Source organism: Nonomuraea sp. NPDC050451 (genome assembly GCF_044458585.1).
Window position 1 is genome coordinate 1 of record NZ_JBITHZ010000017.1, and the last position, 25,429, is coordinate 25,429.

The following is a 25,429-nucleotide window of genomic DNA, read 5'->3' on the forward strand; positions in this document are numbered from 1 at the left end:
GGCCCCTATCGGGACACGCCCCATCGCTCCGGCGGTAGCAAGCACCGCTCCGGACAGCAGTCGACAGATCAAACTCAAGGCACGGAGCCAGTCGGGCTTCGGGTCAAACTGCGGTCCGAGGCGGCACCCGTTGATTCTCACAGTCGGTCTTGGCCCGGCCCGGCAGGTTCTTCACATCCCGCGGATTGACCAGCCACACCTCGAACTCCTCGGCCTCCAGCAGGTAGTAGACGCCCTTCCAGTACGACGAGGTCGCCTCCATCACCACCCGGGCGACTGCGTGCTCACGCAACCACTCGATCATCGACCGCAGCTGCGCGGTCGTGCTCTCATACGAGCGGACCTCCTGCAACCGCCGTCCGGCCCGCGACGGGTGCGGAATCCGCACACACGCCTCCAGCATGCTCTTGCCCAGGTCCAGCGCCGCGATCCGTTCCACGTGCAGCTCGACCTCGTCGACTTCCTCCACGCCAGCTTCTCCTCCGGCTCAAGGGGGACGGGGACGGTCGCCCGCAGGAGCCGACGGGGACGGGTAAGAATCGGACCCTCGGGCTCATGGCACCAATGCGCAGCCCCAAGACACGGCTCCCAGCGATCAAACTGACCTACGGACTCACCTGCGCCAAAGAGCAATCGACGTCGGCGGGCAACCAGCCCCGATTTTCCCGCATGCGCCGCGGCCCCGCAGGGGCCCCACGAAACTGACCTGGGATGCAAGGGATCGCTAAGCCGCGCGCCGATACTGATTGATCAAGCCTCCGACAGCACTGGTCCGTTGAACCGGCACCCTCATATCGATCACTTGGCCGGGTACGCCCAATGGCGGCATCTGATCTCGAGACTGATATGGACGATGATCGTTATAGTGCCGCTCAAATTCGGCGAGCACCCCGCGCAGATGCCGCTCACCATAGACCAGCACGTGGTCCAGACAGTCACGCCGTAGCGTCCCGGCAAATCGCTCCGCATAGCAATTCGCTTGAGGGGCCGGGGGCGGAATCTTGAGGATCCGTACGCCGGAGCTGGTGAACACCCGGTCGAAGACCCGGGAGAACTTGCCATCGCGGTCTCTGATGAGGAACTTGAACCGGCCGACACGCTCCCCCAGACCCATCAGCAGATTCCGAGTCTGCTGAGCGGTCCACGCCCCCGTCGGATAAGCGGTCACGCCCAGGATGTGGATACGCCGTGTTTCGATCTCCATCACGAAGAAGATGTACAACCGCTTGAGGAACACGGTGTCGGCATGGATGAAGTCACAGGCCAGCAGGCCAGCGGCCTGGGAGCTCAGGAATTGCCGCCAACTCGGTGACACTTTACGTGGCACCGGGCCGAGCCCGGGGTGTTGGATCAAACGACCGTAGCCTCAGTCGGCCTGCCAGCCTGGTGCATAGGAATCAGAGACTCACGCCTCAGCATGGCATCGAGAGGGGAGCATGCAGTGGATCCTGGGCCGACGTCCAGAACCCACCGCAGTTCGATGTCGTAGAGATCAGAAGTCGAATTCGCCCTTTTTGGCGCCGTCAATGAACGCGCACCAGACCGAAGACGATACGACGTATGCGGGCAGGTCGGGGCGTTCTGAGTCGCGCAGGCCCACGCGCCCGTCAGGCAAGGGCGCCACTTCGATGCAGTCGCCGCTGTCGCCAGAGCGGGTCGCCTTGCGCCATTCGGCGTTCTTGAGGAGCTCTTTGGTCAGTTCGTCCATTTCTCTGCCATCTCCCTAATCAGCTGCAGCGAGGCACGACGAGGTAGGGCCTCGTTGTGCAACATCTCGTACTTCAACCTGATTTCCCGGACCCGCCCACTGTCAGCGGTTATCTGGCCCATGGTGATCGACTCCAGATAGGCCATATCCGGCATCCCCGGCCCACCAGCGAGGATGAATGCTCCCTGCAGGCCGGTAGTCAGCCAGGAGTTTCGCGGGAGCACGCGGACGTTGATACGGGGATGTTCGTCCAGTGCGGCCAGCTGTGCCATCTGTTCGGCCATCACCGCCTCACTGCCGGTCGGTCGAGTTAGGACGCCCTCGTCCAGTATTGCCCATAGCGTAGGCCCAACTTCCCGATGCAGAACATGCTGGCGCTCCATGCGTGCAGCGACGTTCTGCTCGACCTCCTCCTCCGTGATGGCGGGCTTGCCGCGGAAGATGGCTTGCGCGTATGCCGGGGTCTGAAGCAAACCGGGAACGATCAGCGGCTGCCAGGTGCGCAGGATGTCAGCTTGCTGTTCGATCTCCGCTAGCTGAGCCAGCCAGACCGGCCAATGCGAGGCATGTTCGACGGTCTCGCGCCAGCGCGCCAGCAGTCCCCCGTCCGCCCCCAGCGCGGTGTCGGCGGCGTGGGCGAAGTCTTCGTCGGCCGGGCGTTCTCCGCGTTCGACCATGCTGATCTTCGAGACTGACCAGCCGAGCATGGCGGCGAGTTCTTTTTGCCGCTTGCCTGCCGCTATGCGGTATTCGCGAAGATATACGCCGAATTCTGCTCTGGGCGCTTTTAGCGCGGATTCTGGCTCCGTGTCTTCCAACGCAGAATGCCTCCCTCCCATTGGCACACGAGAAACGCACGCGACATGTGTATTAGCACACTTGGTTCGTGCCTGGGAAGTGCTTTGCAATACATCCCGTAGACAGGGGTTTTCTGGGATGGTCTCTTCAGGCCAGCTCGACGTATCGCAGCCAGCCACACAAAGAGATGATCGTGCGTGTACGCGCCATTCTCATTCTTCCCGTATACGGCATGGCTGATGATCTAGATAAGCGAGGCGGATGCAATGATCTACGACATTTCCCCCTCCGAACTTCAGACCATCGGGACCATCCGGCTAGCGCGCAGCGGCCGGGCCCCATATCGGGCTCGGCAAACTGTCAGCGTTTGGCTGGAGTCTGAGCATCCCGCCCGGGAGATCGCGGTCTTGGCAGCGTCGGAGCTGGTGACCAACGCGGTGAGGTACGCCGACGCCTCCAGTTCCAGCGCCGGTCCTGGTGGCAGTCCGGGGGCGATCACGCTCGAGCTGTATCAGGGGCGCGACTACCTGCGACTAGCGGTGACCGATCCCGGATCGTCCTGCTCCAAGCCGTCGCGTATCCCGCTCCAGGCGCCGAGCCTGGACGCCGAGCGGGGCCGGGGACTGGCGATCGTGGAGGCCCTGTCACGCAACCGGTGGGGTAGCTACCGAGTGCCCCCGGACGGGCTGCGCCTGGTGTGGTGCCACCTCGACCTCAACCCGACACCAGCGCAGGTCGAGGAGTTGTTCCGCTCCCCCATATAGCGATCACGGTACTCATTGGCAGGCCGAGCCCTCATCTCTGTCTAGCTCGGGCACTGCGAGCGGGTCCGCTGTCGGGTTGCTCATGGCCGGCGCCAGCTCGTCCGGGCCCCCCGAGCTTTCCTCGGTTCTGTCTCCCTCGTGAATGGAGTCTCTGGTCATGTCTCGCCAGAAGACGATCATCGTGTTGGCTGTGTTGCTGACCGCCGGCGACATCGTCTTCGCCTTACTGGCCCCTGCCAGCATGACCAAGCCGGTGTCTCTGGTCCTGGTCATTGCCCTGCTGATCGGCTACCTCTCCGCCGCTCTGCGGTCGATCTACCGCGCCAGGCGAGCCGCTGGCCGCAACCAGGCCCAGCCGGAACACCCCCAGCCGCCGTACCCACCCGCCCCGTGAACAGCAGGCCATCCCTCTCCCCACCACCTGTCCATCCCTTGGAGCCAGCCATGCCCGAGCCTGTTACCCCCGCCATAGCCGCGCAAGCCCTCACCCACCTCACCAACCTGCAGGAACTCCTGCACGACCTCGGCTTGCACGCCCGCCTGCTCACCCCGGACGAACGGCTACCGTGCCTACGGGTGATCAACCCTCAAGCCACCACCCTGTCGGAGATCATCTCCGCCGCACCGATGGACGACCAATGGCTGTTTTGGTGGTCATGGCCCGAACCCATCAACGACGTCACCGACCCCGCCACAGCCGCCAAACGCATCTGCCACGTCCTGGCCACAACACCGGCGGGCGCCGCATAACCACGGTCAGCGCCACACAACCAACCCTCACATCGACGCCCGATGCCGACCGCCCGGCGTCCCAAGGAAGCCCGTCAGTAACGGGGTCCTTTCGGGTCGTCTACGTGCCCGTCGCGATGGCCCCCGGCACCCCACGGTCATCCCTACAAGGGGGTCGAACGCATGTGGGTGGCAGCACCCCGTGACGTTTTTCGCGCTAACGCTGAGCGGTAGCGCAGTCGCGCTCACCGCATTCTTAAGACGAGTGGCAGACCCGTTCCTCAAAGGCCCCGGTCAGTCACCCCCTCGGCGACGATCATCGCGACCCGCCGTTCGCAGGAACGTCACCGGAAGGCGATTCCTCGTCTTCTGAGATCGCCGCCGCCGTACCCCTGCGACGCGACGCAACGCGATGGGCCGTCCAAAAAACGTCCGGCAGCAACGCCCCCTCTTTTGCGTGTGCTGCTGTCGGGCTCAGGCCCTGCGGGTAAGACGCGGATGCACCACATCCCTGGGGTCGCATCATCCCTCCCTTATCCGCAGGGCCCCTACCTGTGAGGAGGCCAGGTGCGGAAGATCACGGAAGCAGATCGACCGAACCAACCACGGCCGACCTGTCTCCCCGACCACGTCTACTTTCCGAGGGTCAACGTGCCTCTCCCGGACGTCACTGTGGCCGCCTTGCCGGTGGCAGGTGGATCACCGAGCCGCCAACCTTCCCAGACGTGTCGTTCGCCCTCGGCTTGTGGTCTGTTCCGGGCCGGGCGGTGCGGCGTCCCGTCGAGGCCGACGGTGGTGCCGGGGAAGGTTGCGCGGCGAGCAGTGCGGCGGTCGCTTCTGCTGCCGCGGCGGCGGCTTCGGGGTAGACGCTGGTGTAGGTGTCGCGGGTGAACGCCGACGAGGTGTGCCCGAGCGTCTCCTGCACAATCTTGATGTCCACCCCGGCGGCGAGCATGGCGGTGGCCGCTCCGTGGCGCAGGTCATGCAACCGGATCGGCGGCAGACCAGCTTCGTAGCACAGCCAGTAGAAGCGGTCGGTCACGTGCTGTGGGTGCAGCGGCCGGCCCAGCTCATCGGTGAACACGAATCCGGACTCGGCCCAGTCTCCGCCGGCCGCCAGCCGTTCCCGGGCCTGACGCTTCTTGTGCTCTTTCAGGATGGCCATCGTCTCGGCATCCACCGCGATCTCACGGTCACTGGCATCGGTCTTCGGGGTGCCCTGGATCGGGGCCCAGCCGAGCTGGGTGATCTGCCAGTGCACGCCGATCCGTGCCTTCTCGAAGATGACGTCCGGCCAGCGCACCCCGACCCCCTCACCACGCCGCAGGCCGCGTACCGCGATCAGCCGATACAACGCGAACAGCCGATCCCGGCGGGCGTATGCCAGAAACGCCGACGTCTGTTCGGGGGTCCACACCATCACCGGCGATGGACGCGGAGCACCGATGTAGGCGGCGATCGGGTCGACCCGCTTGCCTTCGCGAGCTCGCTTGAGCCGGTCGGCGTGCTTGGCGTGGTGCTCACGCCAGCCCGCCCGCCGGGCTGACTGGCAGCTGCAAGCTTGCCCATGTGCTCCCTACATCTCCAACATGAGGGCCTTTCGCTCACCTCTCGCATGACGTGCAGGGATCGGAGCTCGGCAGCCCCTGGACCGTCTGATCAGAACACGAAGTGGTCCGAGACACCGTGCGCTCGCGGCATCATTTGTTGTACGGGGGTTTAGCGGGTTACAACGGGGCTACTGCCATGGATGGGAGCATAGCGACAGATGCTTCTCAAGCGAGTTACGGTGAGTGGATTTCGGGCAAGCGCCACGAGCCCCATCGAGTGTGAATTCCCCGGGCGGTTCAGCGTCCTCGCGGGCCCCAACAACGCGGGGAAGAGCACGGTCAGCGAGGCCATCTACCTCGCGCATCGCGAGGTCTTTCCCTGGATCGGCCGGTTCCCGGGGTCTCTGCTTGGGGCCACACCCCGCCAGGTTTCCGTCACGTACGAGCAGGCGGGGTCCTCCAGCCCAGGCGCAGGTCCTCTTGACGCACTGCTGGGCGCCCAGGGCGTGGGGACGAGCGGCGCCTCGATCACCTGGTCTCGGCGACTCTTTCGTCGCATGGGACAGGTCGGCAGAGAGTTTGATCATGTTCTTCCGCAAGGAGAGAACTACATCCGGTTGGTTTACCTGCCCGCCGATCGCAACCCCGTCGACGAACTAGCGAGGCGCGAAGCGCGAGTGCTCATCGAACTCCTCCGCGCTCACCAGCAGCGAATCAGCGGACGACGCAGTCTCTACGGCTTGAGGCGCCGGGCTGAGTACCTGCTGGAGGAGCTCTCAAAGGACCCTTTGATCCAAGAAGTTGAGGACAGGATCGGGGAGTATCTCGCGGATCTGTCTGATGGGATCAACCCGCACGTTCCCTTCGTGCGTGGCCAGCAGATAGATGATGCGTACCTGGCTCGCGTGCTGGAGTTGCTGCTCGCCGCCACGGACGATCGTATGGAAGCCCACCGGCTGGAGATCAGCAGTCTGGGCTATGTGAACCTGCTCCATATCGCGGTGACGCTGGCAGCCATCCCCGATCTCACTGCTCCGTCAGGCCAGTTGGCAGCATGTGCCGGCGAGGACGGCGATCGCAAAGACACGCCCGAGGATCGAGAGGCGGAACTGGACCCCGAAGCGGAACTTCGGATCGTGGACGAAGAGCGCGAACTGGAGGAGGACGCCTTCTTCCCAACGCCCGCTTTTCACGCGACTGTGGTAATCGAGGAACCTGAGGCACATTTGCACCCCCAACTGCAACACGGGCTTGTCCGCTACCTACGCGGCATGGTTAAGACTCGTCCTGAGCTCCAGGTTATCCTGACGACCAGCGCGTCCGACATCATCTCCGCCTGTGCACCCACAGAGCTGATCATTATGCGCCAGCTCCGGAACGGCGGACGAGCAACGCGTACTGTGGCCAGTTTGCCCATCGTGGATCGCAACACGGTATTGACGAAGGCGCGCCTCCATATGGACGCGATGCGGTCATCGGCTCTATTTGCCGAGCGCCTCGTCCTTGTTGAGGGCGTCACAGATGTCACGATCCTGCGCCAGTTCGGCAGGTCATGGGCGGGCATGGATCGAAAGAAGCAGTCGTTCGTTAATGCCCTAGGAATCATTCCAATGGGTCACAAAGTCGGCTCATGGGCCGTTCGACTACTGGCGGCCCAAGGCCAGGAAATCTGCGACCGTCTCGCGATCATGCGGGACAGCGATCAGCCCATGGGGCAGGTACCCACACGCCCTAAGTGGCTCGCAGATCACTCTCCCGACGTTGTTGGATACTTCCCAAGCCATCCAACACTGGAACCCGCCATCGTCAAGGGAAACGAGATGGCCGTGGCTGAGGCACTGACCGCCATCGGTGTCCCCCACCCGGACCCCATCTCCCCCATCACGATTCACGAGCTTTTTCGCAGCGGTGTGGCAGCGAGTAGGAATAACGGAGCTGCCCTCCCACCAGGTGCCGCCGCGAAAGACAAAGGGGAGTTCGCTCTTCACCTTGCGGCAGAACTTGAGGATCGCATCAACCATGCTCCCCAATCAGTTCAAGTGCCGAAACACATGGCCGACCTCTTCGACTTCCTCTATGACCCGAATGTCGCACCAGCGACTGCGGCCAACCCTGAGCAGGACGGCGGTATCCCGCCGGAAGAGTTCGATCAGCAGCCCCTTGACGACTTCATCTGGACTGGCCTTGTCCAGGATTAGCAACACGCACCTGACTCGTGAGCAGCTCTCCGCCGTAACATCCAGGAACTCACGTCTTTACATCGAGGCGTCGCCGGGATCAGGTAAGACAGCGGTCGCTGCGGAACGCTTCGGCACGCTGCGCTACACGACACAACCCGATACGCGCGCGGTGGTCGCCCTTAGCTTCACGCGGGCAGCGGTCGCCGAGCTCAAGCAACGCATCAAGCACCGGTGGGGTGGGACCGCACTAGCCTGGCCCCACCGCGTCGACACGTTCGACGCCTTCCTGCGCGACCTAGTCACGCACCTACTTCGGCGCGGGCTCCTCCAGTGGCCTGGCGGACACCAAGTTCTAACAGTCAGCGACAAGTGGGAGATCTGGGGTATCAAGATCAATCCAAAGAAACCCATCTATCCATATCTCACGATCACCAATGGCCGGGTCAGCTACCGAGAGACCAGTATCTTCGCCGAGGCCCTTGCAGATGGACACTGCACACATGAGGAGGTTCGAGCACTTATAACCGCGATCCTTGAAGAGGGAGCGTTATCCAGGGCGATCGCGGACTACATGCTCGACGCCGTTCGGGCGCTCGTAGTCGATGAGGTCTTCGACGGTAACGAACTCGACCTTCAGATCATCCGTCTCGCCTGCAATCTGGGGATCCCAGTGACGCTCATCGGCGACCCGTGGCAGGCTCTGTATGCCTTCCGCGGCGCAACGCCTGCAGAAGTACCAAAGCTAATCGCAGACTTTGGGTTCCTCTCCCACTCGCTGACGAGATCGTTCCGCTTCCGCAGTGCCGCCACCCAAAGCTTGTCCGCCGCAATGCGGTCCGGTATACCGGCGAACGTTTCCTTTATGGAACCAGAACAGCAGGTCGATGTGATATTGGCCAGCCGGTGGGACGACCTATGGGAGACCGGGCCACACGTGCTGCCGCTTTCCTTCGGCCAACCCACGACCAATGGGATGGCCGCCGCGACATTGCTGCTAAACCACATCACACGGAAGGTCCTCAATACGTCAGCGGTCTATGTGCACGAGGCTCTAAACCGTCTCGGGCTAGCGCCAGAAACGAATCTGTCTGATGCGATGGACCAAGCGCTAAGTGTGCTGCAACGACCGAATGAAGCAACCGAGGCTGCGTCAGAAGAGATGATTGCCATACTTCGACGCAGCAACGCCCGCCTTCGTTTGCAACGCCCTCATCTTGCGGCGTACATCGAACGTATCCGGCTCCGTACGGCTGCAGATGCTCTCAGCTACATCCCAGGGCTGACGGTCCACCAAGCCAAGGGACAAGAGTGGAATGTCGTCGGCTACAAGGCGGCTGAGGACGACCATCGAGCACTCGCCAACGGCCTCCGAAACAACGTCAACGCGCACCGTCGCCTCTACGTCGCGCTCACCAGGGCAAGGTATGCAACGGTGCTAGTGCCGTGATCCTCTGGAACGAGATCTGCATCGCGATGCCGCCGATGGGAGTCCACGCGGTCCGGAGTAAGGCGAGTACTGACCGGCTTCCGAGCCCGACCAGGCCGACGGACTGACCCGGTTGTGGGGTTGACCGGAGCATCGATTCGCGCGGAGCCTGACCGGAAGGCTGGACGGCAACTGGCCGGAGAGCCTGAAGGGCAGGTGGTCGCCGCCGTGGCATGGCCGTCGAACACGGCGCCGAGCGCCACTTCGAGGCACCGGTCCGACGCCTCCGCGACCTCGCCATCCAGTAGCTGAGCGGCGAGCATCGCTTGCAAACGGCTGCTCGGTGGTTGCTCGTAGGCATTCGATCTGCTGGGAACGCGAGCTCATCACGCAAGCCCAGCCCTACGCAGCCAGGCCGAGATAGCGGACAAACAGCACATAATGCCGATGGTCAAGAACACACGGTTGCTCGGTGGTTGCTCGCGTGTACGCAATACAGCACGGCATCCATCATCACTTTCCGACACGACGGCGAGGAGAATTCCGTCTACAACGACACAAAATGTCACTCCGCGACACTGAGCAACACCGAGGGAACCGACTCATAATCCGTGGGTCGTGGGTTCAAGTCCCACCCGCCCTACTCTTCAATACCGCGTTCAACCTGGGGTTTCTCGGTTCTCGCCGGCCTTCGATCGCGTTGTTGATCATGATTGGTTGCTCGGTGGTTGCTCTTGTGTACGGACCGAGTATCGCGGTAGATCGTTTAGGCGGCCACCGTCAGACCCCAGAGATGGGCATCAGAAGATCAAGCCATAAGGCCTGCACGGCGTCGCTGGTCAGCGGTCCCCGAATGGGCGGTCAAGTCTTGTCCAAGTCGAACTCGTCTTACCCTCTGGCCGCTGGTGATCAGCAGATAAAAGATCCGCTGCTTCTCGCGGCGATCCTCTCGGCCCCTTTCACAGGACGGGCTAGGGATCGATCGGCTGCATCCCCTGCACGTCAGCGCTGAGGACAAGGACGCACCGCCGAAGAAAGCTTGGGCAGCATCCGCCGGTAGTAGCTCGAATACGAGCTCTTCAGCACCATGCGGACCCGGGCCTTTAGGCCTTGGCGTCCGCCTTGGCCTCGGCGACCAGCGCCCAAAGCGTGCTCTCCCCGCCCGGCACCGCGGGGAACACCACCTGCCGCACCGCGCTGGCACATCCCCGACCTGGGCCGGCTGAAGGCCCCCGACAACCTGCGGACGCTGCACGCCGAGGTCGCCGCCCGCTGGGGTGTCATCGACCTGCTGAACTTCCTGAAGGAGACGCATACCGCCGTTCGCCGCCGCCCCAGGCGCCCACTGAATGGCGGGCCTCCTCAGGGAGTGTGCAGCGCCAAGTTCGAGGCCGGCGGTGCCCAATGAAACACCCCCGCCCCGCATGGAGCTCTGGATGCTGCGCCTGGCACTCTGCGAGCTCTGGCTCCAGTCCCGCCAAATCATCTCAAGTAGGATAAATGGTCAGCTTTAGGGTAATCGTCGTGCTCGCCGATTGGCAGGCGTAGGCCTCGGGCGCCCGCAGTGGCTGCCGAACCGATCCATCCGCCCGCGGGGCCAGGATAGCCAGGCAAACTAGAATGGCGCCGCTGAGCAGCCACCACCTGTGGCGATGACTGGTTGTTGCCGCAGGGCGTTGACAGCGCCGGGTCTCCGCTCATAGAAGGTGCCGGCCCCGATGCGGTCGTGCCCGCTCTGGCCTTCGTGACCACGAGGAGGTACTTCTCCGGCGCTGATTCTCCGTGTCAGTGGGCCGTGCGGGCCGGCAGGATGATGGCGGAGGGATGGTCGGGTCCGTGGTGCACCTGCTGGTCCGCGATACGCATCTCGGTGGCGGTCAGGCGAGGTTTCCCGGCGCCGAGGTTGCGGTTGTAGAGCGGGAAGGCGCCGCTGGAGACCTGGATGCGGATCCGGTGACTGCGCCGGAAAAGGTAGGCGGTCGGTGTCAGGGTGACGTTGACGCAGGTGAGGTCGTCGGCATGGGTGAGTCCGGCAATGCCGTCGCAGATGTTGGTCGACCGGCCGCGGGGGTCGACATCGCACAGTCGCACGAACACATCGGCGTGGGCCAGGCTGGAGCGGAACCAGATCTGCGCGCCAACCTCTCCGATGATCTCCAGGTCCTCGGTGAGGGGTTCGCTGCTGTAGGTCAGCACGTCGGGGCGGGCTTCGAGGCGAGTGTTGTCGACGGGGCCTGCCTTGATGCCGGGGAGCAGCCGCGCTCCGCCGACGATGGGAGTGGGGTCGGCGGGATCGTAGCGGTAGCCATCCGAAGCGGGCGAGATGGGCGGGTCGATCACCAGGCAGCCACCGGGGGCCAGGTGGTAGCGGCGGGTCTGGTATCCGGGGGGCGGCCAGGAGGGCAGGTCTCGCCACTGGCCGGCGCCCATGACGAACACCCGCACCGGTGCCCGGTCTGCGGGTGTACGGCTGTGCGCGTGGGCCAGGCCGAAGTCGAGGGCTTCGTGCAGCATGGCCGAGATGACCCCGGAGGAGCTGTGCGACCAGGGGCCGACGGTGAGTCGTGGCCGGCGGCCGGCCGCTTGCAGGAGGGCATAGTCGCGCAGTTGGCCGGGCAGGAACACGTCGTACCAGCCGGCGACCAGGCTCGCTGGGACCTCGACGTGCTGGAGGTGCCCGCCACGGTCGACTCCGGACCAGAACGGGGACTCGTCGTCGTGGACGAGGAAGTTGTGAATGACATCCGAGTGGCGGCCGAGCGCGACGCGGCCGGCCTCGGCCAGCGGCAGAGTGGCCTCGGCGCGACGGCGGCGGCGCGCTGCCAGCAGGAACCGGATCGACGAGGCGGGCCGTCGCTGAAGGTCGACGAGCATGCCCCAGCCCAAGGCAGACTCCAGATTGAAGGCGTCCCTGCGCATCCAGGCCATCGCGATCGCGGACTCGGTCACCGCCGGGATGATCGCTTTGACTTGAGTGGGCAACTGGTCGGCGATCGCCCACTGGGTGTAGCCGAGGTAGCTGGGGCCGTACAGGACCAGCGCGTCGCCGAACCACGGCTGCTTGCACACCCACTCGACGGTGTCGATCCCGTCGAGCCGTTCATTGTGCGGCGGCTCGAAGGCCCCGCTCGATCCGCCGGTGCCGCGCGCGCTCTGCAGCAGCACCTGGAACCCGCGCTCGGCGAGCGGCCGTACCAACTGCGTCGCGACCGGCCCGCCCCGGCCGTACGGGCCACGCATCAGCACGGTCGGCAGCCCTTCCCCGCCGACGCGTGGCGCCCACCGGTCGGCCAGCAGCACGGCGCCGTCGCGCATCGGCACTTCCAGGTCACGGTCGATGCGCAGATCGCGGGTCGCCGGGGGCGGCAACCTCAGCATGCGCTGGATCAGCCGGCTAGCCACGGACGGTCGTCTCATGATGTCCCTCCGCTTGGGTGGTGTCGGCGGGTGCGCCAGTGAGAACGGATTGAATGCGATGCAAGCGCTCGGCGAACTCCTCCGGATCCAGCTGCGCCGGGCCGTCGACCAGCCAGCCGGTCACGGCCGTCACCGTGGCTCCGGTGAAGTAGTCCGCCACCTCGGTGGCGGCCTGGTCGTCGAGGTCACCGAAGAGTTCCCGGGCGCTGGCCATGCTGAAAGGGCGGAACAGCCCGCTCATGGTCTTGGTCGCGGCGTAGGCACACGATCCGGTCAGCAGCGCGCGATAGAACGGCCGGTGATCGGCGATGTGACTGACGATCTCCACGGTGGCGGCCTCGGTCTGCAAGGGTTGCGGAAGTCTGGGGAGCAGCTCCCGTGTCACCAGGTCTATTGCGGCCGCGATCAGCAATCCGTCGCGGTCACCGAAGTGCTGGTACAGAACCCGGCGGCTCACGTCCGCCGCTTCGGCGAGCTCTGTCACCGAGACCTCGCTCGTTCCACGTTCGGTGAGCAGGTGTACTGCTGCCAACAGCAACGCCGACCGTGATCGGCGCATCCTTCGATCCAGCACCTCGGGCACTTTGGGCAACTCGATGTCCACAAGCGCGATAGTAGTCATATGTTCCTAAATATACGAGTGTTACTTTTCTGTGCTCCTCATGATCGGCAGCAAATGGGCGGCCTGTGCGAACCTCGCCGCCCTGAGCTGCGGTTAAGCCGCGTGGTGGTATTCGCTGATCGCGCCTGCCACGACGTGTTTTCGGCGGATGGATCGCAGGTCGTTGAGGTCGGTCACGTCCCGGGTGGACTGCCTTGCGATGTCCGGGGGACGTTGGTGCGGCCGGTGCCCGTTCTAGTGGATCAGATACTCCTGGAGCACGCGGGCCAGGTGGTGTTCACTGAGGATCAGGATCCGGTCCAGGAGTTCGCGGCGCAGGGTGCCGATGACCCGCTCGCAGATGGCGTTCATCCCTGGTGTCCGCGGCAGGGTGGTGATGATCCGCAGCCCTGCAGCTTTGAAGACCTCCCGGAAGGCGGAGGTGAAGAGCGAATCGCGATCGTGGATCACGAACCGTAGCCCGGCGATGCGCCCCAGGTCCATCACCAGGATGCGGGCCTGCTGCACCATCCACGCCCCGGTCGGATGCGCGGTCACTCCGGCCAGGTGCAGTCGCCGGGCGCCGTGCTCGAAGACCAGGACGTACAGCCGTTTGAGCGACATCGTCTCAACCGCCCAGAAACTGCCGCCAGGTCGGCCCGGCCCGGCGGGGCGCCGGATCGATACCGGCGGCGTGCGGAATCTCCCACATTGTGGAGGCTGCGGTCCTGTAGCCCAGGCGGGCCGACTCGCCTTGGATCCGCCGATGGCCCCAGGTCGGATTCTTCCGCGCCATCCGCACGATCAGTGCCTTGACCGGCCGGCGGGTGCCGGGCCGTCCTGGGCCGCCTGTCAGTGAAGGTCCACTTACGTGCTGCAGCCCATTGTGCCAGCGCAAGATCGTCGCCGGGGTGCCCGGGAACACCTCCTTGGACAGATCACTGCGGACCATCCAGCACCATCAGCAGGCGGAACAAGCCCCTCACCACCCAGTGGACAACTGACAACACCACCTCGCGATGGTCGCAGCCACAGCCCTGATCACGCGGCAAAACCCCAGCTCACAGCACGAAACCGAATTTCCGAGCGGGACAGGATCTACGGCTTCGACGGCCTGACGCTCATGTACGTGACCTGGTCGAACACGGCGGTGGCCAGGACGTCCTGGCTCCCGGACGTCACGGCGAGGCCCGCGTAGTACGGGGCGTCGCCGAAGCCCGCCAAGCTGCCCTGCCCCACCGTCGTCCAGGTCTCGCCGTCGCCCGACACGGAGGCGGTGAAGACCAGGCCGGCGCGCCGCAGCCGCAGCCACAGCGGAGCTCCGGAGAACGAGGGGCCGCTCAGCGCTGCCGCGCCGCCGGCCACCTTGGCCCGCCGGATCAACTGGCACACGCCACTCCCCCCGGTGTTCACCACTGTGCCGGCCATCAGATCGAAGGGATTGAGGGACTTCGCCATCACCACCCCGACGCGCCCGGGTGCGCCGGTCGGCCGGGTCAGCCGGGCCGTGATCTCCGCGTCCCCGGTGAGCGGCACGTACGCCAGCTGGGCGCTCGCGCCCTGCCCGTTGACGTTGAGGTCGGCGCCCGCGCCGCGCACGGTGAAGACCCCGTTGTCGTGGTGGGTGATCCCTGGTGTGCGGACGGTCACCACGCCGAACGCGCCGAGGAGCCGCTCGTCGTGGACCACGTCGCCGAGATCGCGGTACGCCCAGGGGTCGGGCGGGGCGGCGGCGACGGTCAGCGCGAGTGCCGCCGTGCCCGAGCCTTTCGCGTTCTCCGCCGTCAGCCGGACGGAGTACTCCCCCGCCGTGGCCGGGGTCCCGGAGAGAAGACCGGTTCGGAGATCGAGGCTCAGCCCGTCGGGCAGCCCCGTCGCCGTGAACCGTACGGGGTCGCCCGTAGCGCGCACGACGAGGCGGAACGGCCGTGCGACGTTGCCGTACGCGGAGTTCGGGACGGACAACGTGGGCAGCACGGACGGCTGGGGCATCTGGGCGCTGACCGGGCGCGAACGCGGCCCCGTCCCTGCCACGTTCGTGCGCGCGACGACGTAGTGGTACGTGTTCCCCGGCACGCCGGTGGCGTCCCTGAACCGGGTCCTGGCTCCGAAGCCGACCGGCGCGACGCCGGTGGCCAGCACCCGGTACGGGCCGCGTTCGGTGTCGCCGCGCCACACCGTGTACCGCCCGGACAGGTCGTCGTCCCGCCACCCGAGCCGGACCGCGGAGTCGTCCCCCACCGCCTGTACATCGCGCACGCCGCTCTGCGGCTCCGAGACCGACCAGCTGGTGCCGGGGGCCTCCACCGTGACGTCGTCGAAGCACGCCGTACCGGTCTCCGCGTAGTCCTCCGCGGCCCCCAGGCACGAGGTGAAGGCGAGGCCCACCAGGGCGTGCACGCCCAGCGGCAGTTCGTCCGAACCCACCTTCGTCCACTCGTGCCCGTCCGGTGAGATCTCTCCCGTGAGGATCGCTCCCTTGCGGGTTATCCGCACCCAGTAGGGCATGCGAAGCCGGTAGCCGTCGCCCGCGGCCTCCACGTACGGGCATTCCAACGGCGTCGCCGACTCGGGCAGCGGCCCGAGCTCGGAGATCGGGAAGGCGGCGTTGACGGTGATCGACGGGCTTTGTGACGGCGGAACGGGTGTGGAGCCGGTGGCCCGCGTGGTGTCGCCGCGCTTGGCCCGTACGGTCCACACCCCGCTCCAGGCATGCAGCGGCAGCCCTTGCAACAGCATTGCCGCGTGCGGTGCGCCGGCCTCCAGCGAGCCGCGCACCATGACTCCCACCTGGGAGTACTGCGAGCTGAGCGGGAACACGACCCGGGCCGTGACGACACCGTCCCCCGGCAGCGGCAACCAGGCGAAGCGGAAGGAGTCGGCGTCCCCAGCGATTCCGGTGCCGCCCGCCTCCATGGTGATGCGTTCACCGTCGTAATCGGTCGAGCCTTTCGGCCGGGCCTCGCCGATGTCGTCGGTGCGCCATGGAGCGGGCAGCCCACGGGCGGCGACGACGGGCAGGGACCGAGGCCCGGCGCCTTGTCCGCCCGCGGCCGCGACCGTGTAAGCGTACGCACGGCCGACGGTCGTGGTGCGGTCGGTGTACGAGGTCGCGGTGAGCCCGTCCACGAGCCGTTTGTACGCGTCGTCGCCCGGCTCCTTCCGCCACACGGTGTAGGCCTGTGCCCCGACGACCGGCGGCCACACCAGGTCGATGCCCGATTTCCCGGACGCCGCCGTCACACCCACGGGAGCAGTGGGTGCCCCCGCCGGCACGCCGGAGCCGCGCTCCGTACGGGCGAAGGTGAGGGTGCCCCACGACGGGTGGTCGTCGTCGTAGCCCTCCACCATGCGTGGCCCGCCCGCACCCCGGAAGATCACCTTCTCGGTGTAGGGGGCGGGCTTGCCGAGGCGTCCCACGTAGTGCGCGTACGCCATCTCCCACAGGGGCCGGAACACCCCGCGCTGCCGGTCGGAGACGGCCGTCTTGATGTATTTGCCGGTGCGGTCGAGGTCGGCTGTGAACGGCACGGAGTCGTCGCCGAGGTTGTAGCGGGCGAAGTACTCGAAATTGGCGAGGATCCGGTCGCCGGCGAAGCCGAAGAGGTCCACGCCGTGCTGCCAGGCGACCTGGGCCGCGTCCGCGAGCAGGCCGACCGCGAGCTGCTCGTGGGGCTGGTCGCGACCGGACTCCTGGCCCTGGCCGGCGGCGGTGACGATGCGGTGGAGCACGGAGCCGTTGCCGGCCCCGGCCGTCGCGAACCGCATGGCGTCCTCGAACATCACCCGGTCGTCGCAGAACACCGCGATGGCGAGGATCGTGCGGAGCGCGGCGAGGTCCCAGTTGCCGTTGGCGTACAGGCAGTAGCCGGACACCGACGGGTACCAGACGTCGGTGAAGGAGTGGACGCAGCGCCGCACCGACGCCTCGGGCCAGCCGTCGTAGCCGCTGTGCCGGAGGATCTCGGCGGCGTTGACGAGCTTGAAGCCCTGGAGTCCGGCGCCGAGCTACCCGTCGGCGCCGGTGATCCCGGTGAGGGAGGCGGCCCAGGCATCGAGGATGTCCCTGGCCTTGTCGGCGTGGCGCACGTCTCCGATGATCGCCCACATCAGGGCGTTCTGGTACGCGGCGGCCGCGTCGGCGGCGGCCTGGTTCGCGAAGTTCGTGGGACCGCGGCCCCAGGTCGTGATCTGTCCGGTGTTCTGGACGGTGTAGGTGTGCTGGGAGCGGGCGTGAGCGGCCATCGTGGCGAAGCCCGCGGCGATCGGATCGCGTCCGGCCGCGACCGCGGACTTCATCCGGTCCAGGTCTTCGCGGGAGTGGAGCAGACCTGGGTGGGCGAAGGCGAACGCCTCGTCCGCGTCCAGGGCCCACGCGGGCGTGGCGGAAGCGGGCAACAGGCCGCTTGCCGCCACGCCCGCGAGCCCCGCCGTGCCGAGGAACGACCGTCGGCTGAGGGGATGCACGGGTGACTCCTTGCTCAGGCGGGGTGCCCGACGGTGACGGTGAGGGACTTCGTCGCCGTGCCTACGCTGTTGGTGGCCGAGACGGTCACCGTGTACGTGCCGGGGACCTGAGGCGTTCCGGAGATCAGACCGGTGTTCTGGTCGACCGTGAGGCCCTTCGGCAGGCCGTCGGCGTTGAACGACGTCGGCAGCCCCGCGGCGGTGATGAGGTGGTTGAAGACCTGACGCGCGGTGGCCGTGGCCTCGCCCGCGCTGGTGATCTCCGGCGCGACGGTGGACGCGGGCGCGGCGGAGTCCAGGAAGCGCAGGTCCTTGACGTGCTCGTTGACGAACATCGGCACGAAGTCCGTCTCCAGGAACCAGCCGGGCTTCTTCATGGTCTTCGCGATGACCGTGCCGTTGATCGTCAGGTTCTGGAAGGTGACGTTCTTGATGGCGTGGTCCGCGTCGTAGCCGACGATCAGTGACATGTTGGCGTGGGTGCCGTCGTACTTCAGGTTCCGGACGTACACGTCCTCGATGCCCCGGCCGACCGACGTGTTGTACTTGGTGTTGTACATCACCTTCATGTTGATGAGCTGGCCCCAGCGGAAGTCCTCCACGCGCACGTCCTGGATGCGGACGTTGCGGAGCAGGTTGCTGTCGCCCGGGTTGAGGGAGAAGCAGCCCTGGTAACCGATCTGCGGCTCGCGGTGGTCGAGGACGTCGATGTTGCTGAAGACCAGATTCTCGAGGACCTCCGGCTTGTCGGTGTTGCCGTGCGTGGCGATGTTCACCGGATGCGCGACATCCGCCCAGAGCGTGGAGTTGCGGACGACGACGTTCCGCACGTCGCCGTAAAAGTTCGAGCGGTGGCCGTAGATGGCGATGCAGTCGTCGGACGTCCGCAGGTAGACGCCCTCGATCAGCACGTCCTCGCTGCAGAATATGTCAATGCCGTCGCCCCACTGGCCGGCGCTGTAGTGGTGAAGGTTGCGGATGACGACCTGCTTGGACTGGCCGACCGTGACTGAGTAGCCCGCGCGCGGATTGAGCACCATGATGCCGTCGATCTCGATGTTGTGGGAGAACGCCACCAGAACGCCGGCGTAGTCCGAGTTCCACAGCACGCCCCGGCCGAGCAGCCGGGCGTTCTCGACCCCGTCGAACTCCACCCGGGCCTTCAGCACCGCGCCGCCGGCCAGGTACACCGTCTTGCCGCTGGGCACCGTCACCACGCCGCCATTGACGGTGTGGAGGCCGGGGCCGAAGTAGATGACATCGGGGTCATCGGGTTCGGGCCGCCGCCACTCGATCGGGTTGGCGTGCAGCTGCAGGTTGTCGAAGATGTCGCCGTCGATCTCGATGGAGAGGTTGCGCGATTCGGTGAGGGTGAAGGTGACGGTGTCGCCGTCCACCGTGCACTGGGTGCCGTACGACAGCGGGCGAATCCGCGCCTTGCCGATGGCGCCCTTGGCCGAGGTGACCGCGACCTCCACGGTGCCGTTGAAGTCGAAGGTGGCGACCGAGGAGTTCTTGACGACGCCGCCGCCCGTCGTCTCGTTGATGATCTTCGCCTGGGCGCGGTAGACCGGTACCGGTGTCCACTGGCCGTTCGGCGTACGGGCCTTGACGGAGAAACTCGCGTTGGTCGGCACCCCGGCCGGGATGGGGTACACCACCAGCCGGTCGGCGGCCTCCAGCCTGTCGTCCGCACTCGCGGTGCCGGTCATCGTGCCGATCAACGAGTACGCGGCGGCGGTGGCGCCCGCGGCCTGGAATAACGTGCGCCGGGTCAGTCCGGTGCCTTGTGGGTCGGTCATGGAGAGGCTCCTTCGGGGGGTGGGTCGGTCACTTGAGGCCAGGGGTGAAGCGCCCCTCGGGGTTGTCGAGCCGCTCAGGCGCGGGCCGTGTAACGACGCTTGAGCGTGCCGTTCCATGACAGGCGGAGGCGTCCGGGAATCGCTCCGCCGGCCGCGGCAAGAGGCACTCTGGTGCCGTTTTCGTCGACGAGGTTCAGGGGCGGGGTGTCGCCGGGTATCTCGATCACCACTTGTCCGGGCCGGCCGACCGTGATGTCCGCGCTCACCAATGTTCCCGCTCGCCAGGTGAGGTCGATCTGGTGCCCGCCGCGGCAGCGGACGCCTCGTACGGATCCGTTGCGCCAGCCAGAAGGAAGGGCTTTGAGCAGGCTGATGGCGCCCTCGTGGCTCTGTACGAGCAGCTCGGTCATTCCGGCGACCGCGCCCAGATTGCCGTCTATCTGGAAGATGTTGCCGCCCGGCCAGTCGTCGTGCGGGTGCAGATCGAGCAGGGACTGCGAGCTCAGCTCGCCGAGCAGGACCGCGATCGCCTGCTCGGCGAGCTCGGCGTCACGCAGGCGCGCGGCCAGGCAGAGGATCCACGCCTGGCTCCATCCGGTGTAGCCGCTGCCGTGCTCCAGCCGGTGACGCAGCGCCCGGCGTGCCGCCTCGAAGTAGGCGGGCGTGGCGGCTTCGGTGATGCGGGTGCCCGGATACAGGCCGTACAGGTGGGACAGGTGGCGATGGCCGGGCTCGCGCGGTGGCCGCTCGTCGTACCATTCGAGCAGCTCGCCGGTTGATCCGATGGCGACGTTGCGCAGGTTCGCCAGCGCTGCCCGCGCCCGCACGGCCAGCTCGGCGTCGTCCTCCTCCGAGGCGTATCGCTGAGCCAGGCTGACGTACCGCGACAGCGTCTCCCAGGCCAGCTCCTGATCCATCGCCGACCCCTCGGACACGGCCGCGTGGCCCGACGCGCCGACGAGGAAGTGGTGCTCGGGTGAGGTCGAGGGGCTCATCACGAGCTCGCCTTGCTCGTCCGGAACGAGCATGTCCAGCGCGAATCGCGCCATTGACCCGAAGACGGGCAGAGCGAACTCGACGGCGAACGCGTCGCCGGCCCCGTAGTCGAGGTGGTCCCAGAGGTGAGCCGACAACCACAGGAGCCCCGACGGCCAGTTGGCCCACTGGGGATCGCCGTGCACCGGCGTCGAGAACCGCCAGATGTCGGTGTTGTGGTGAACCACCGAACCGCCGGCCGCATAGTGCCGGGTGGCCGTCAGCGCTCCGCTCTCGACGAGCTCGCGCGTCAGCTCGAACAGCGGCTCGTGCAGTTCGGGGAGGCCGGAGGACTCCGCCGCCCAGTAGTTCATCTGAAGGTTGATGTTGGTGGTGTAGTTGCAGCTCCAGCCGGGACGGACGTCGAGGTTCCAGATGCCCTGGAGGTTGGCCGCCTGGGTGCCCGGACGGGAGCTCGAGATCAGCAGGTACCGGCCGAGGTGGAAGAAGAGCTCGGCCCCGGCCGCCTCGAGCCCCGAGGCCGACAGGTCCAGATCGGCCCGGTCGAAGTAGTCGCGGTAATCCTCGCGATGCCGCGCCCGCAGCTTCGACGTCTCGGTGGACAGGGCTCGCGCGACGTGCTCTTCGGCTTCGGCGGCGATCGACCGGCGGTCCGCGCTCGGCTGCCGGTGGAAGCCGCGGAACCCGCTTGCCGCGGCCGCGATGAGCCGAACCTCGCCGGGAGCGGCTCGGTGCACCGCTACGACGACGGCGAATCCCATGCCGGCCGGAACGCTGCCCGTCGCGCCGGGTTCATCGGCCGCGTGGACGACGGCGGGCTCCCGGTCCACGTAGTTCGGCAGCACGTGCGCGGGCGCGCGCCCGGTGGCCACCAGCCACTGGACGCCATCCGCCTCCCGCTGCGCGACCTCCACGGCCGGATGCTCGGAACGGAACGTGGGCAGCCTGACCTCGTCGCCGCCCGTGACCGACATCACGAGAACCCCGTCGGGTGCCGAGACGAAGCTCTCCATCCGCACTGGCCCGTAGGCCGTGCTCGCGACCGCCCCGGCCAGATCGAGCTCGCGGATGTAGCCCTCGACCTGCTGGTCAGGGGCGTATGTCCACTCCAGCCACCCGATCGGCTGATAGGACTGGGTGTAGCCGGGACCCTGCAGCGAGCGGGCGAGTTCGTCCGCGCGCAGGTGATCGCGCTCGCGGATCGCCTTGCGCAGATCGGGGAGCAGCCGGGCGGCCGGAGGGCCGGTCTCCGGACTCGTCGGACCGCCCGACCAGACGGTGTCGAGGTTGAGGTCGACGCGCTCAGTCCCGGCTCGCCCGTACACCGTGGCTCCCAGGCTGCCGTTCCCCAGGAGGAAGGTGTCATGAAAGGCGGTGGCGGGGGTGGCCAGCCGGATGCGGTGGCGTTCGGTCATGTCGGATCTCACTGGGCGTCGTAGGCCTGCTGCTGGATCTGCAGGTATCGCTGGAGGCCGAGGCCGTTGAGGCCCTCCAGGTAGGCGGTCCAGTCCTGGTCGCTGTCGATGTTCTTCTTGCCGGTCACGAACTCCAGGTTGGACTGGGTCACGTAGTTCTGGAGGTTGGTCTGCAGCGTCGCCGTCTCGCCGGCCACGTCGGTGCCGAGCCACAGGTTCCAGTAGGGGAAGATCTGCTCTTTCGGCTCCTTGCCCTCATACAGCTTGGTGGCCTCGAACAGCCTGCGCTCGTAGCCTTCTGGTTCATAGATGTCGGTCGGCTGGACCTGCGCCTCACGGAACGCCCTGGTGCTGTTGTACTGCGCGAGCGCACCCCAGGCGGTGTTGGACGGCGGCGCGTCCGGGGCGGCGGGGATCACCTTGAAGAGGGGCTTCAGGTTCTTGTCGAGGGCCACGTCGCCCTTCTCGGGCTTCTTCCAGTTCACGCCCTCCTTACCGAACTCCCCCTGCAGGTGGCCCTCGTCGCTGAAGATGTAGTCGAGCATCTTGATGGCGGCGATCTGGTCCTGTTCGGCGGCCTTGTTCGTCAGGACGAACGTGGCGCCGGGGGTGCTGGCCGGACGGTAGGAGGTGTAGGCGACCCCGTCGGGGCCGGTGAGCGGCGACACCGCGTTGTAGTCCTCGTCCCGCCCATCCTTCTGGCCGAGGGTGACCAGGATCGCCGGGTGCAGCATGGTCGCCGCTCCGACGATCACCTCGTCGGCGTTGTCGCCCTTGGCCTTGAGCGCGTCCCGGTTCTGGGTGAAGGCGCCCGGGTCGATGAGCCCTTCCTTGTACAGCGAGGCGACGTAGCGCAGACCCTCACGCCACTTCTCCTGCATGGGCTGGAACTGGACCTTGCCGCTGTTCAACGCCAGCGTGGGGACGGTGGCCTCGCTGCTTTCCGGGTCGTAGATGAAGGAATTCATGAAGTACGGCAGAACCATGTCCACGGTGGAGGAACTGAGCGGGATCTCGTCAGCCTTGCCGTTCCCGTTGGGATCCTTGGTCTTGAAGGCCCGCAGGACTGCGCGCATCTCCTCGGTCGTCTTCGGCATGGACAGTCCGAGCTCCTTCAGCCAGGCCGAGTTTATCCACAGCTTGCCCTGGTAGGAGCAGTGGAAGCAGTCGTTCCACTGCGGAAGGCCGTAGATCTTGCCGTCAGGCGCGGTGGCCAGGGCCTTGTAGGCGGGGTTCGTCTCCAGCGCCTTCTGGATGTTGGGCGCGTACTTGGCGATCAGATCGTTGAGCGGCAGGATCACGCCCTGCTTGGAAAGCTTGAGCAGCTCCGCCCGATTGAACTGGTCCACCCACGAAATGAGCAGATACAGGTCGGGATAGTCGCCGCTGGCCAGCGAGATCTGCCGCTTCTCCGCGGCCGGACCGGCGTCGAAGCTCGTCGTCTGGAATTTGAAATCAATCTTGAACTTTTCGCTGAGCAGCTTGGTGAAGTCGGACGCCTGCAAATCCTGATTGGCGTTCTGCGGGGCGAAGACCGTGAGCTCGGTGGCTCCTCCCCGTCCCGCCGATGCGGCCGGCTTCTCATCGGACGAGCAGGCAGCGATGGACAGGACGGCCAGCGACAGCGCGGCCAGCAGCGCCGCTTGCTTCCTGGGAAGGGTGGACATGGGTGGTGCCTTTCGTGGGATTGGGGGGTGACAGGGGCCGGCCGACGGACTATCCCTTGATCGCGCCGACCATGATGCCCTTGGTGAAATAGCGGGCAACGAACGGATAGATCAGCAGCACGGGGACCGTGGAAATGACGATGAGGGAGTATTTGAGCAGGTCGGCGAGCTGCTGACGTTCCAGCACGCTGGTGATGTTCTGTGGGCCGCTCTGCGTGTTGAGGATGACCACGTTCCGCAGCACGAGCTGGAGCGGGTAGAGGTCATCGCTCTTGAGATAGAGCAGGGCGTCGAAGTACGAGTTCCACTGCTGGATCGCGTACATCAGGGCTATGACCGCGATCATGGGCTTGGCCAGAGGCAGCACCATCGACCACAGCACCCGCAGGCTGCCCGCCCCGTCGATCTCGGCAGCCTCGTAGAGCGACTCGGGAATGCTGTGCCGCAGGTAGGCGCGGGCGATGATGACCTGCCAGACGCCGATCGCCCCCGGCACGATCAGCGCCCAGCGCGTGTCGAGCAGGCCCAGTTTCTGCACCACCAGGTACGTGGGGATGAGCCCGCCCGCGAAGATCATCGTGAAGACGATGAACCCGGTGATGACGTTGCGTCCGAAGAAATCCTTACGGGAGAGCGGATAGGCGATGGCGATCGTGAGCACGACGTTGACGATCGTTCCCGCGACGGTGTAGAAGAGCGAATTGGCGAACCCCTTCACGATCTGCGGATTGCCCAGCGCCACCTCGTAGCCCCGGATCGAGAAATCGACCGGCCACAGCCACACCCGGCCGGACGAGACGGCGTTGGGGCTGCTGAAGGAGCTGGCCACGATGTAGATCAACGGCAGGAGCACGACCGCGAGGAAGGTGACGAGCAGAAGATAGACGCACACCATGAAGAGGCGGTCGACCCCGGAGTCCCTGACCCGCTTCGGACGGCGGCGGGCTCTGTGCGCCGGACCGCTCTTCTGCGCGATCTGCAACATCGTGTCGGTCACCACAGACCACTCCCGGAAACACGCTTGGCGACGAAGTTGACCCCGATGAGCAGCAGCAGATTGATCGCCGAGTTGAACAGGCCCACTGCGGTGGCCTGGCTGAAGTCGGCGTTCAGCAACCCGACCTTGTAGACGTAGGTGGCGATGATCTCGGACTTGCCGAGGTTGAGCGGGTTCTGCAGGAGAAACGCCTTTTCGAAGCCGATCGCCATGATGTTGCCGACACCGAGGATCAGGATGATGATCGCGGTCGGCATGATGCCGGGGATGTCGACGTGGATGATCTTCTGCAGGCGCGTCGCTCCGTCGACTCGGGCCGCCTCGTACAGGCTGGGGTCGATGCCTGACAGCGCGGCCATGTAGACGACGGCTGAATATCCCGCCGTCTGCCAGATGTCACTCCACACATAGATGTGCCGGAAGTAGTCGGCATCGCCCAGCAGGTTAGGCGCGTTGACGCCGAAGAATCCGAAGGCCTTGTCCATGAGCCCGATCCGTGGCGAGAGGATCAGGATCACCATGGAGACGACGACCACGGTGGAGATGAAGTAGGGCGCATAGGTGACCATCTGGACCGTGCGTTTGAAGGAACGCAGCCGGACCTCGTTGAGCGCAAGGGCCAGGATGATCGGGATGGGAAAGCCTGCCAGGAGGAAGTACACCGACAGCAGGAAGGTGTTCTCGACCAGCTTCCAGAAAACGGGATTGGAGAAAAACGCGGAGAAGTGCTTGAGGCCGACCCATTCGCTGCCCCAGATCCCGTCGACGACGTTGTAATCCTTGAACGCGATGACGGCGTTCGTCATGGGGATGTACTTGAAGATCACGAAGTAGGCCAACGGCACCACGAGCAGCAGGTAGAGCTGCCAATAGCGGCGGAAGCTCCGTCTGGCGGCACGCCATCCCATCGCG

At 65.9% G+C, this 25,429-nt stretch carries 20 protein-coding genes; 5 read left to right on the forward strand and 15 right to left on the reverse strand.

Going from position 1 to position 25,429, the window contains the following annotated elements; genetic code table 11:
* Positions 1 to 103 precede the first annotated feature (103 nt).
* The 4 genes from ACIBI9_RS38880 to ACIBI9_RS38895 all read right to left on the reverse strand — a co-directional run bounded on the left by ACIBI9_RS38880 (position 104) and on the right by ACIBI9_RS38895 (position 2,526).
* The gene (locus ACIBI9_RS38880; RefSeq protein WP_397229902.1) at positions 104 to 469 is read right to left on the reverse strand and encodes a transposase; all 366 of its coding nucleotides are present in this window, start codon (positions 467 to 469) and stop codon (positions 104 to 106) included.
* 255 nt (positions 470 to 724) lie between these two features.
* Positions 725 to 1,354, reverse strand: a complete 630-nt coding sequence (locus tag ACIBI9_RS38885; protein ID WP_397229904.1) for an integrase core domain-containing protein — start codon at positions 1,352 to 1,354, stop codon at positions 725 to 727.
* 138 nt (positions 1,355 to 1,492) lie between these two features.
* Positions 1,493 to 1,708, reverse strand: coding sequence for a DUF397 domain-containing protein (locus tag ACIBI9_RS38890; RefSeq protein WP_397229906.1), 216 nt, complete (start codon positions 1,706 to 1,708; stop codon positions 1,493 to 1,495).
* Positions 1,696 to 2,526 (reverse strand): helix-turn-helix domain-containing protein, encoded by an 831-nt coding sequence (locus ACIBI9_RS38895; protein ID WP_397229908.1) that lies wholly within the window; start codon positions 2,524 to 2,526, stop codon positions 1,696 to 1,698. The genes ACIBI9_RS38890 and ACIBI9_RS38895 overlap by 13 nt, the downstream gene beginning before the upstream one ends.
* Before the next feature lie 246 nt (positions 2,527 to 2,772).
* Between ACIBI9_RS38895 and ACIBI9_RS38900 the strand changes: the two genes are divergently transcribed.
* From ACIBI9_RS38900 to ACIBI9_RS38910, 3 genes are all read left to right on the forward strand, one after another.
* A complete protein-coding gene (locus tag ACIBI9_RS38900; RefSeq protein ID WP_397229910.1) occupies positions 2,773 to 3,270 on the forward strand; it encodes an ATP-binding protein in 498 nt (165 codons plus the stop codon).
* 157 nt (positions 3,271 to 3,427) lie between these two features.
* Entirely contained in the window at positions 3,428 to 3,664 is a 237-nt protein-coding gene (locus ACIBI9_RS38905; protein ID WP_397229912.1) for a hypothetical protein, read from the forward strand.
* A 50-nt stretch (positions 3,665 to 3,714) separates the two neighbouring features.
* On the forward strand, positions 3,715 to 4,020 hold the full coding sequence (locus ACIBI9_RS38910) for a hypothetical protein (RefSeq protein WP_397229914.1): 306 nt from the start codon (positions 3,715 to 3,717) through the stop codon (positions 4,018 to 4,020).
* A gap of 646 nt (positions 4,021 to 4,666) precedes the next feature.
* Here ACIBI9_RS38910 and ACIBI9_RS38915 read toward each other — a convergent pair.
* The gene (locus tag ACIBI9_RS38915; protein WP_397229916.1) at positions 4,667 to 5,419 is read right to left on the reverse strand and encodes a site-specific integrase; all 753 of its coding nucleotides are present in this window, start codon (positions 5,417 to 5,419) and stop codon (positions 4,667 to 4,669) included.
* Positions 5,420 to 6,106: 687 nt separating this feature from the next.
* Between ACIBI9_RS38915 and ACIBI9_RS38920 the strand changes: the two genes are divergently transcribed.
* Both ACIBI9_RS38920 and ACIBI9_RS38925 read left to right on the forward strand, forming a co-directional pair.
* Positions 6,107 to 7,747 (forward strand): ATP-dependent endonuclease, encoded by a 1,641-nt coding sequence (locus tag ACIBI9_RS38920; protein ID WP_285776484.1) that lies wholly within the window; start codon positions 6,107 to 6,109, stop codon positions 7,745 to 7,747.
* Positions 7,710 to 9,176 carry a UvrD-helicase domain-containing protein gene (locus ACIBI9_RS38925; RefSeq protein ID WP_397229918.1) on the forward strand — a complete coding sequence of 489 codons (1,467 nt, stop codon included), beginning with the start codon at positions 7,710 to 7,712 and terminating at the stop codon, positions 9,174 to 9,176. Before ACIBI9_RS38920 ends, ACIBI9_RS38925 begins: the two co-directional genes overlap by 38 nt.
* A gap of 1,764 nt (positions 9,177 to 10,940) precedes the next feature.
* Here ACIBI9_RS38925 and ACIBI9_RS38930 read toward each other — a convergent pair.
* From ACIBI9_RS38930 to ACIBI9_RS38975, 10 genes are all read right to left on the reverse strand, one after another.
* A complete protein-coding gene (locus ACIBI9_RS38930; protein ID WP_397229920.1) occupies positions 10,941 to 12,557 on the reverse strand; it encodes a CocE/NonD family hydrolase in 1,617 nt (538 codons plus the stop codon).
* Positions 12,550 to 13,176, reverse strand: a complete 627-nt coding sequence (locus tag ACIBI9_RS38935) for a TetR/AcrR family transcriptional regulator (protein WP_397229922.1) — start codon at positions 13,174 to 13,176, stop codon at positions 12,550 to 12,552. Before ACIBI9_RS38935 ends, ACIBI9_RS38930 begins: the two co-directional genes overlap by 8 nt.
* A gap of 252 nt (positions 13,177 to 13,428) precedes the next feature.
* Positions 13,429 to 13,797: a hypothetical protein gene (locus tag ACIBI9_RS38940; RefSeq protein WP_397229924.1), complete on the reverse strand. Its 369-nt coding sequence runs from the start codon at positions 13,795 to 13,797 to the stop codon at positions 13,429 to 13,431.
* Positions 13,798 to 14,271: 474 nt separating this feature from the next.
* On the reverse strand, positions 14,272 to 17,094 hold the full coding sequence (locus ACIBI9_RS38945) for a putative Ig domain-containing protein (RefSeq protein WP_397229926.1): 2,823 nt from the start codon (positions 17,092 to 17,094) through the stop codon (positions 14,272 to 14,274).
* Positions 17,095 to 17,181: 87 nt separating this feature from the next.
* The gene (locus tag ACIBI9_RS38950) at positions 17,182 to 17,640 is read right to left on the reverse strand and encodes a twin-arginine translocation signal domain-containing protein (RefSeq protein ID WP_397229928.1); all 459 of its coding nucleotides are present in this window, start codon (positions 17,638 to 17,640) and stop codon (positions 17,182 to 17,184) included.
* Positions 17,641 to 17,654: 14 nt separating this feature from the next.
* On the reverse strand, positions 17,655 to 19,442 hold the full coding sequence (locus ACIBI9_RS38955) for a putative Ig domain-containing protein (protein WP_397229930.1): 1,788 nt from the start codon (positions 19,440 to 19,442) through the stop codon (positions 17,655 to 17,657).
* 74 nt (positions 19,443 to 19,516) lie between these two features.
* The gene (locus ACIBI9_RS38960) at positions 19,517 to 21,853 is read right to left on the reverse strand and encodes a glycosyl hydrolase family 95 catalytic domain-containing protein (RefSeq protein WP_397229932.1); all 2,337 of its coding nucleotides are present in this window, start codon (positions 21,851 to 21,853) and stop codon (positions 19,517 to 19,519) included.
* Between the two features lie 8 nt (positions 21,854 to 21,861).
* Positions 21,862 to 23,520, reverse strand: coding sequence for a hypothetical protein (locus ACIBI9_RS38965; protein WP_397229934.1), 1,659 nt, complete (start codon positions 23,518 to 23,520; stop codon positions 21,862 to 21,864).
* A 49-nt stretch (positions 23,521 to 23,569) separates the two neighbouring features.
* Positions 23,570 to 24,520 carry a carbohydrate ABC transporter permease gene (locus ACIBI9_RS38970; protein WP_397229936.1) on the reverse strand — a complete coding sequence of 317 codons (951 nt, stop codon included), beginning with the start codon at positions 24,518 to 24,520 and terminating at the stop codon, positions 23,570 to 23,572.
* Positions 24,514 to 25,425: an ABC transporter permease gene (locus ACIBI9_RS38975; RefSeq protein ID WP_397229938.1), complete on the reverse strand. Its 912-nt coding sequence runs from the start codon at positions 25,423 to 25,425 to the stop codon at positions 24,514 to 24,516. The genes ACIBI9_RS38970 and ACIBI9_RS38975 overlap by 7 nt, the downstream gene beginning before the upstream one ends.
* Positions 25,426 to 25,429 lie beyond the last annotated feature (4 nt).